The sequence below is a fragment of the Paludisphaera soli genome, from assembly GCF_011064595.1.
GTDB classification, from domain to species: Bacteria; Planctomycetota; Planctomycetia; order Isosphaerales; family Isosphaeraceae; genus Paludisphaera; species Paludisphaera soli.
Map to the genome: position 1 here is coordinate 1 of NZ_JAALJI010000076.1, position 5,400 is coordinate 5,400.

The window sequence follows — 5,400 nt, forward strand, 5'->3', positions numbered from 1 at the left end:
CTTCTCGGAGTTCCTCGCCGGCCTTCCCGTTCCAAGGCCGCTCGCCATCTCGCCGCGGGGCGGATCCGGCGTCGCGACGGCTAGGTCGATGCCCGTCAGGGGACCGCCTTTACCTCGTAGCCCGCCCTCCGCACGTCGGCCGTCGCCGACGCAATCGCCTCCTCCAGCGACGCGGCCTCGCGATCGAACGCGATGAAGAGGCGGCCGTTCTGCCAGGCCACGGTCCCGTCGTCGCAGCCGGCCGCATGCAGCCTGCCGAGCAGCTCGTCGGTCAAGTCGTCGCAGTCGCCTTCCAGGGTCAGTCCGAATTCGTAGACCTCGGCCATGTGCTCCCCCCCTCTGAGCTGGTCGACGCACCACCAGGACACGTTGTTTGGCGGCTCGTTCGGCTTGGTTCAGCAATTCGCCTGCTTCGCGAGTTCGACGCCGAACGCGACCAGGCCGACGATCATCAGGCCGATCATCACCCACCAGTAGTGAGGAGCCTCCGAGTAGAGGGGCGGCGTGATGTTCCCGCGAGCGTCCTTCGACGCACCGAGGCCGACGTCCAATCGCCGAATCCGCTTTCCGGTCTTCGACATCTTCCGGCCCTGGTTGATCTCGTCCCAGGTCCACTTCTCGTAGCCCGGCGGCTTCTGGCGTCGAGGCATGGCTCACGGCTCCCGATCGGCGTGGAGTCGGATCCCGCGGCCGAACGACTCGCGACGATCCCTGTTCGAGCTCTCCAGACGTCCTCGCTCGGCGGACCGGCGGGAGTGGGCGGTGGACCGGCGCAAGCTGTCGCGACGCGAGGTCGCCCCACGTTTCGGGTTCGATTCATCGTTCGTCGCGGCGGCGCCCGGCCCGGTATGATCCTACATCTCGCCATCGCTGAGGAAAACCTCGGCTGAGATCACCGCGCCGTTGAGAGAAGCCGCGATCCATGGTCCAAGAACTGCCCAAGGCCGCACACACCCTGGTCATCTCCTACCAGGGCGTCCGCCGCGCGATCGGGATCGTCGGCCTGATCCTGCCGATCCTGCTCGGCCCGGTCGGCTGGCTCGTCGGCGTCCCCATCCAGGACAACATGAGCAGCTACTACCACACGCCGATGCGCGACGTCTTCGTGGGGGCGATGTGCACGATCGGCGTCTTCCTGTTCTGCTACCGCGGGTACGACCGGGTCGAGAGCTGGACCGCCAGATTCGGCTGCCTCGGCGCGCTCGGCGTCGCGTTCTGCCCGCTCGATCCGGGCAGCGACCCGCTCTACCAGCGGTCCCTCGTCGGCTACCTGCACTCGCTCAGCGGCGGGCTGTTCTTCCTGACGCTGGCCTTCTACTCGCTCTACCACTTCCCCAGCGCGAAGGACGAGGAGTTCGAGCAGGCCTCGCACGAGACGGAGCGAGTCTTCGTCTATCGAACGAGCGGCGTGATCATCCTCCTCAGCATGGCGGCGATGGGCGCCTACCTTTTCCTGCTTCCGGACCACTGGAGGCGCGCGCTCGACGACTACAACTTCCTGTTCTGGGGCGAGTGGGTGGCCGTCTGGGCGTTCGCCGCCGCATGGCTGACCAAAGGCCATGCGATCCTGGCCGAGATCGGCGTCGAGCTTCTGGCCTTGCCGGCCCAATTGCTCAGGCGTCGCGAAGGAGAGTCGCGGTAGGCCGGGGCGTTTCATGCGCCGAGCTTCCCGCCGTCCGGCCTCGGTCACCGTCGTTCGGACTTCGAGCGAGGCTTGGCGACGGCCGGAGCGTCCGCGGATCTTCGCCCCGGCCGGCGGGGCTTCCTTCACCTTGCCGCGGTTCCCGCAGAGCGGGCAGTCGATGTGGTGCGAGGTCATGGGGCGTGGGTCTCGGGGTGGCCGATTCGTCGCTTGACGGGCGTCTTCATGAAGGCGGTTTCAGGCGACCGTTGCAATCACGCAACGCGATCCGAGAGAGGCTTGTTCGGTCCGAAGGTTATGGCACAGAAGTTCAGTATTGGGCGTCGGCAGGACGGTCCGATTTCTTCACCAAATCGCGGCTCGGCTGAAGCGTCGGGTGGCAACGATCCGATTCTCTTGAAGGCAACAGATCGCAATTGAGACGTCCCCGCCCGCCCTCATGGGCCTTGATGCACCGCACAGAGGAGGAAGCTCCGGATGCGCTACTACGAGGCGAAGTTCCACGGATACACGTCGGGGCACCCCCTACGAGGCGATCGTCCGCGTCATGCGTGCGAAGTCCGCCGCTGAGTTGGACCTCCGCGTGTGGAAGGTGAAGACGTTCGGGTCGCTGGCGATCGCGGTGCAGCTGCGACATCCGTGCGGAGAGGGCGACTCGCTCCAACCGAGGGGCGACGTCGACTGACCACGCCGCCCGACGCGAGCGAAAGATCACGTCGATCGTCCGAACCACGGATCAGCAGCCTGGGCCCTCCCGCACCGTCTGGGAGCAAGGGAATGACTCTCGTCGCAGGGACCTACACCGCGGGGTCGTCGGCCACGGCGTCGACGGCCGCACGATCGATCACGAGGCCATCCTCTGCTGCCCAGGGGACTGGCCGGCGATCAAGGAGGAGTTGGGCCTGGACGACTCGTGGGCCACGCTCCGGATGGGCTCACTCCTTCTCGCCGAGAGCCCTCCCCGACACGGCCTCCTCCGCGACCTCGCCCCGCTTCAGCTTCCTGGCCGGGGCGATGCCGTGCTTGCCCACGGCTCTGGGCGCGTTTAGGCCCTTCGGCCGAATGTCGAACGATCCCCCTAGGATCGCTTCGGCGGCGTGCTCGCGCGTCATGCCCAGCTGGTCGACGAACCAAGCGAGGAACCCCTCGGCCTTCAAAGCTTCCCACTTCCTCGGCGTCGAATCCGGAGCTTGTTCGTCGTCGACCAACCAGTCCAGCGATACGTCCGCGGCCCGTGCGATCGCGATCAACTGATCAGCGAAAGGTCTTTGCTTTCCGCTCAGAATTTCGCTGATCGCGCTTTGTGGAACCCCGGTGTCTCGGCTGATCTGGCTCTGAGACGTTCCCCGCTTGCGATCTACGAGTAAGCGTAGTTTCTCCAGCGTTATTCCACTGAGCCCGTCATGGAGCGCGGATTTTTCTTCCGCTTTATCCTCTTTGGGAATCGCCACTTAGGTGCTCTCCATTGTTGACGGCGATAGAAACTTTCGCCGTTAACATGGAGATCTATCGCCCACAGAGATGGATTGAAGGTGTCAGAGGGCACTTGAGTCCAAGCATACCAAAGGAGGGCTCCGAAATGGACCCGTCGTCGAAGGCGCGCGCCAAGCGGGCGGAGTTGACGGTCCGCATCTCCCCGAGCCTGCATCGCTGGCTCCTGGACCGGAAGGAAGAGACCGAAGTCCCGGTCAACACGATGGTCGCGCGGCTGATCTCCCGCGAGGCCGCGGCCCAGCAGCGTCAGTCGGCCTGATCCGGCCCCCTTTCAGGAGCTTTCGCGTGGGCAAGAAGCCGGAACCGCAATACGACCTCTTCGGCGAACCGGTCGAACCGAGGGCCGCGAGGCCGAAGCCGGGGGTCGTCTCCCTGGACTTCGAAGGGAAGTCCGTCCGCGTCGTCGAGCGAGACGGCGTGACTTGGTAGGTGGCCAGGGATTGCTGCAAGGCCCTCGGACTTGCGAACGTCAGCATGGCCGTGAACGGCAGCGAGAAGACCGGCGACCTAGGTTTGGACGACGACGAGAAGGGTATCAGGATTGTTGACACCCCAGGCGGACCGCAGGAAATGCTCTGCGTCAACGAGTCTGGCCTCTACTCGTTGATCTTCAAGAGCCGTAAGGCCGAGGCCAGGCGGTTCAAGCGATGGGTCTGCCATGAGGTCCTGCCGAGCATCCGCCGCTACGGGGCCTACACGCTCGGCGACGACCGCGTGAGACGCGAGCAGAAGCGGCTCCGCAGCGACCAGGCCACGGCCGTCGTCCGCCTCAAGCGGAAGTTGGAGAACAAGGGCGTCCACGACCGGCTCCGCGCGGCCAAGGCCCCGGTCCGGACGGAGATCGACGTCTACAACGCCGTGCATCGCGGCCAGACCGGTCACGACGCCGCCGGGCTCCGCGTCCGGCTGGGATTGAAGCCGCATCACACGCCGCTCGATTACACGAGCGGGCCGTGCCTCAGCCAAGGCCTGCACGCCCAGATCCTCGCGGAACGCATCTGCCAGGACCACGACATCCCCCATTCGAAGTGGCCGACGATCTTTGAAGCCGTCGCCCGCGACCTGGCCGAACGCGACCTGAGCCTCATCGGCCCAGGAAGTCGGATCGGCATCCGCCACGACAGCCGTCGCGGCCCCATCCTCGACGTCGTCCGGCCGCTGCCGGCCTGACGCCACGCCTTTTCTGCTCCGACTATTCGCCGCGATCGCCCCAATATGACGCGGCGTCGCCGAAATCTTACGGTCGCGTCGATCCAAATCATCTTTCATGTTCATTCGCCCACTAGGAGTCCGGTCCGATGAAGCGACGGCGGGGCAGGTATCTGATTTTGGAGCCCGACGGCCGCGTGACGCTGGCCGTGGCCGACCTCGACGGGGCCGACGCTTTGTCCGCCGCTACCGGCCTGGAGCACGAGGACGGCTACTTCGACCTCGGCCCCGTCGAGGACTGCCTGATCGCGAGCCATCGACGGTTCGCCGGGCTGGCCCGCGAGTTCCTGGCCGACTGGCTGATGCTGGGCCGGACCTGGGACGCCGACCGGGCCGACCGCCGCCGCCCCGAGACGTTCACCGTCCCCTGCTACACGGGGGGCTGTGACCCGTGGACCACCACCAGGACGACGAACAGGCGCGGTGGCTGGAGTGGCGGCGTGGGGGCGTCGGGGCGAGCGATTCGCCCGCGATCCTCGGCGTCTGCCCGCACCGCACGCGGATGGCGGTCTACCTGGACAAGGTCGGGGCCGCGAAGCCCCGGAAGCAGACCGAGACGCAGGAGTGGGGCATCCGGCTGGAGCCCCTGATCACCGCGGCCTACGCCGAGCGGGCCGACCTCGCGATCGTCAATCGTCAGGCCTGCCTCGAATCCACCGAACAACCCTGGCTCCGCGCCACGATCGACGGGATCGCCGAGGACGGCCGGATCGTCGAGTTCAAGGCGCTGGGCCTGCACGCGGCGAACGAGTTCCGCGCCCCGGTCGGCGGGTGGTAGCGGCTCCCCTAGAACTGGCTGGTCCAGGGCAACCACCAGATGCTCGTCGCCGGCCAGGAGTGGGTCGACTTCGCGGTCTTCCTGCCCCTGGAGCTGCAGATCTACTCCGTGCCCCGCGACGAGAAGCTCTGCCGGCTGATCCTCGACGAGACCCAGGAGTTCTGGGCGTGCGTCGAGGACGGCGTCCCGCCCCGCACGCTGGACCCCCGCGACCACGAGCGGATCCAGTTCGCCTACCCCAAGGCCGAGGGCGTCCTCACGCTCGACGCCCCCGAGT

General features: G+C 66.6%; 9 protein-coding genes and 1 pseudogene. 7 read left to right on the forward strand and 3 right to left on the reverse strand.

Features of this window, described 5'->3' with window-relative positions; translation table 11 throughout:
• Nucleotides 1-95: 95 nt before the first annotated feature.
• On the reverse strand, nucleotides 96-368 hold the full coding sequence (locus G6O68_RS31315) for a hypothetical protein (RefSeq protein WP_165253608.1): 273 nt from the start codon (nucleotides 366-368) through the stop codon (nucleotides 96-98).
• Between the two features lie 27 nt (nucleotides 369-395).
• Nucleotides 396-650, reverse strand: a complete 255-nt coding sequence (locus G6O68_RS31320) for a hypothetical protein (RefSeq protein WP_165253606.1) — start codon at nucleotides 648-650, stop codon at nucleotides 396-398.
• 272 nt (nucleotides 651-922) lie between these two features.
• On the opposite strand from G6O68_RS31320, the gene G6O68_RS31325 reads away from it, so the two are divergent.
• Together G6O68_RS31325 and G6O68_RS31330 are read left to right on the forward strand one after the other, a co-directional pair.
• Entirely contained in the window at nucleotides 923-1,642 is a 720-nt protein-coding gene (locus tag G6O68_RS31325) for a hypothetical protein (protein ID WP_165253610.1), read from the forward strand.
• Between the two features lie 547 nt (nucleotides 1,643-2,189).
• Complete coding sequence (locus G6O68_RS31330; protein WP_165253612.1) at nucleotides 2,190-2,327, forward strand: hypothetical protein; 138 nt, start codon at nucleotides 2,190-2,192, stop codon at nucleotides 2,325-2,327.
• Between the two features lie 250 nt (nucleotides 2,328-2,577).
• Here G6O68_RS31330 and G6O68_RS31335 read toward each other — a convergent pair whose 3' ends face one another.
• Nucleotides 2,578-3,093, reverse strand: a complete 516-nt coding sequence (locus G6O68_RS31335) for a helix-turn-helix domain-containing protein (protein WP_165253614.1) — start codon at nucleotides 3,091-3,093, stop codon at nucleotides 2,578-2,580.
• A 128-nt stretch (nucleotides 3,094-3,221) separates the two neighbouring features.
• Between G6O68_RS31335 and G6O68_RS31340 the strand changes: the two genes are divergently transcribed.
• The 5 genes and pseudogenes from G6O68_RS31340 to G6O68_RS31355 form a co-directional block, all read left to right on the forward strand.
• Nucleotides 3,222-3,395, forward strand: a complete 174-nt coding sequence (locus G6O68_RS31340) for a hypothetical protein (RefSeq protein WP_165253616.1) — start codon at nucleotides 3,222-3,224, stop codon at nucleotides 3,393-3,395.
• Between the two features lie 26 nt (nucleotides 3,396-3,421).
• The gene (locus G6O68_RS32595) at nucleotides 3,422-3,565 is read left to right on the forward strand and encodes a hypothetical protein (RefSeq protein WP_206108283.1); all 144 of its coding nucleotides are present in this window, start codon (nucleotides 3,422-3,424) and stop codon (nucleotides 3,563-3,565) included.
• A 45-nt stretch (nucleotides 3,566-3,610) separates the two neighbouring features.
• The gene (locus tag G6O68_RS32600; RefSeq protein WP_240911582.1) at nucleotides 3,611-4,306 is read left to right on the forward strand and encodes a BRO-N domain-containing protein; all 696 of its coding nucleotides are present in this window, start codon (nucleotides 3,611-3,613) and stop codon (nucleotides 4,304-4,306) included.
• 430 nt (nucleotides 4,307-4,736) lie between these two features.
• Nucleotides 4,737-5,123 (forward strand): lambda-exonuclease family protein, encoded by a 387-nt coding sequence (locus tag G6O68_RS31350; protein WP_165253618.1) that lies wholly within the window; start codon nucleotides 4,737-4,739, stop codon nucleotides 5,121-5,123.
• A gap of 39 nt (nucleotides 5,124-5,162) precedes the next feature.
• Nucleotides 5,163-5,400 (forward strand): annotated as a pseudogene (locus tag G6O68_RS31355) (hypothetical protein); the annotation flags it as partial.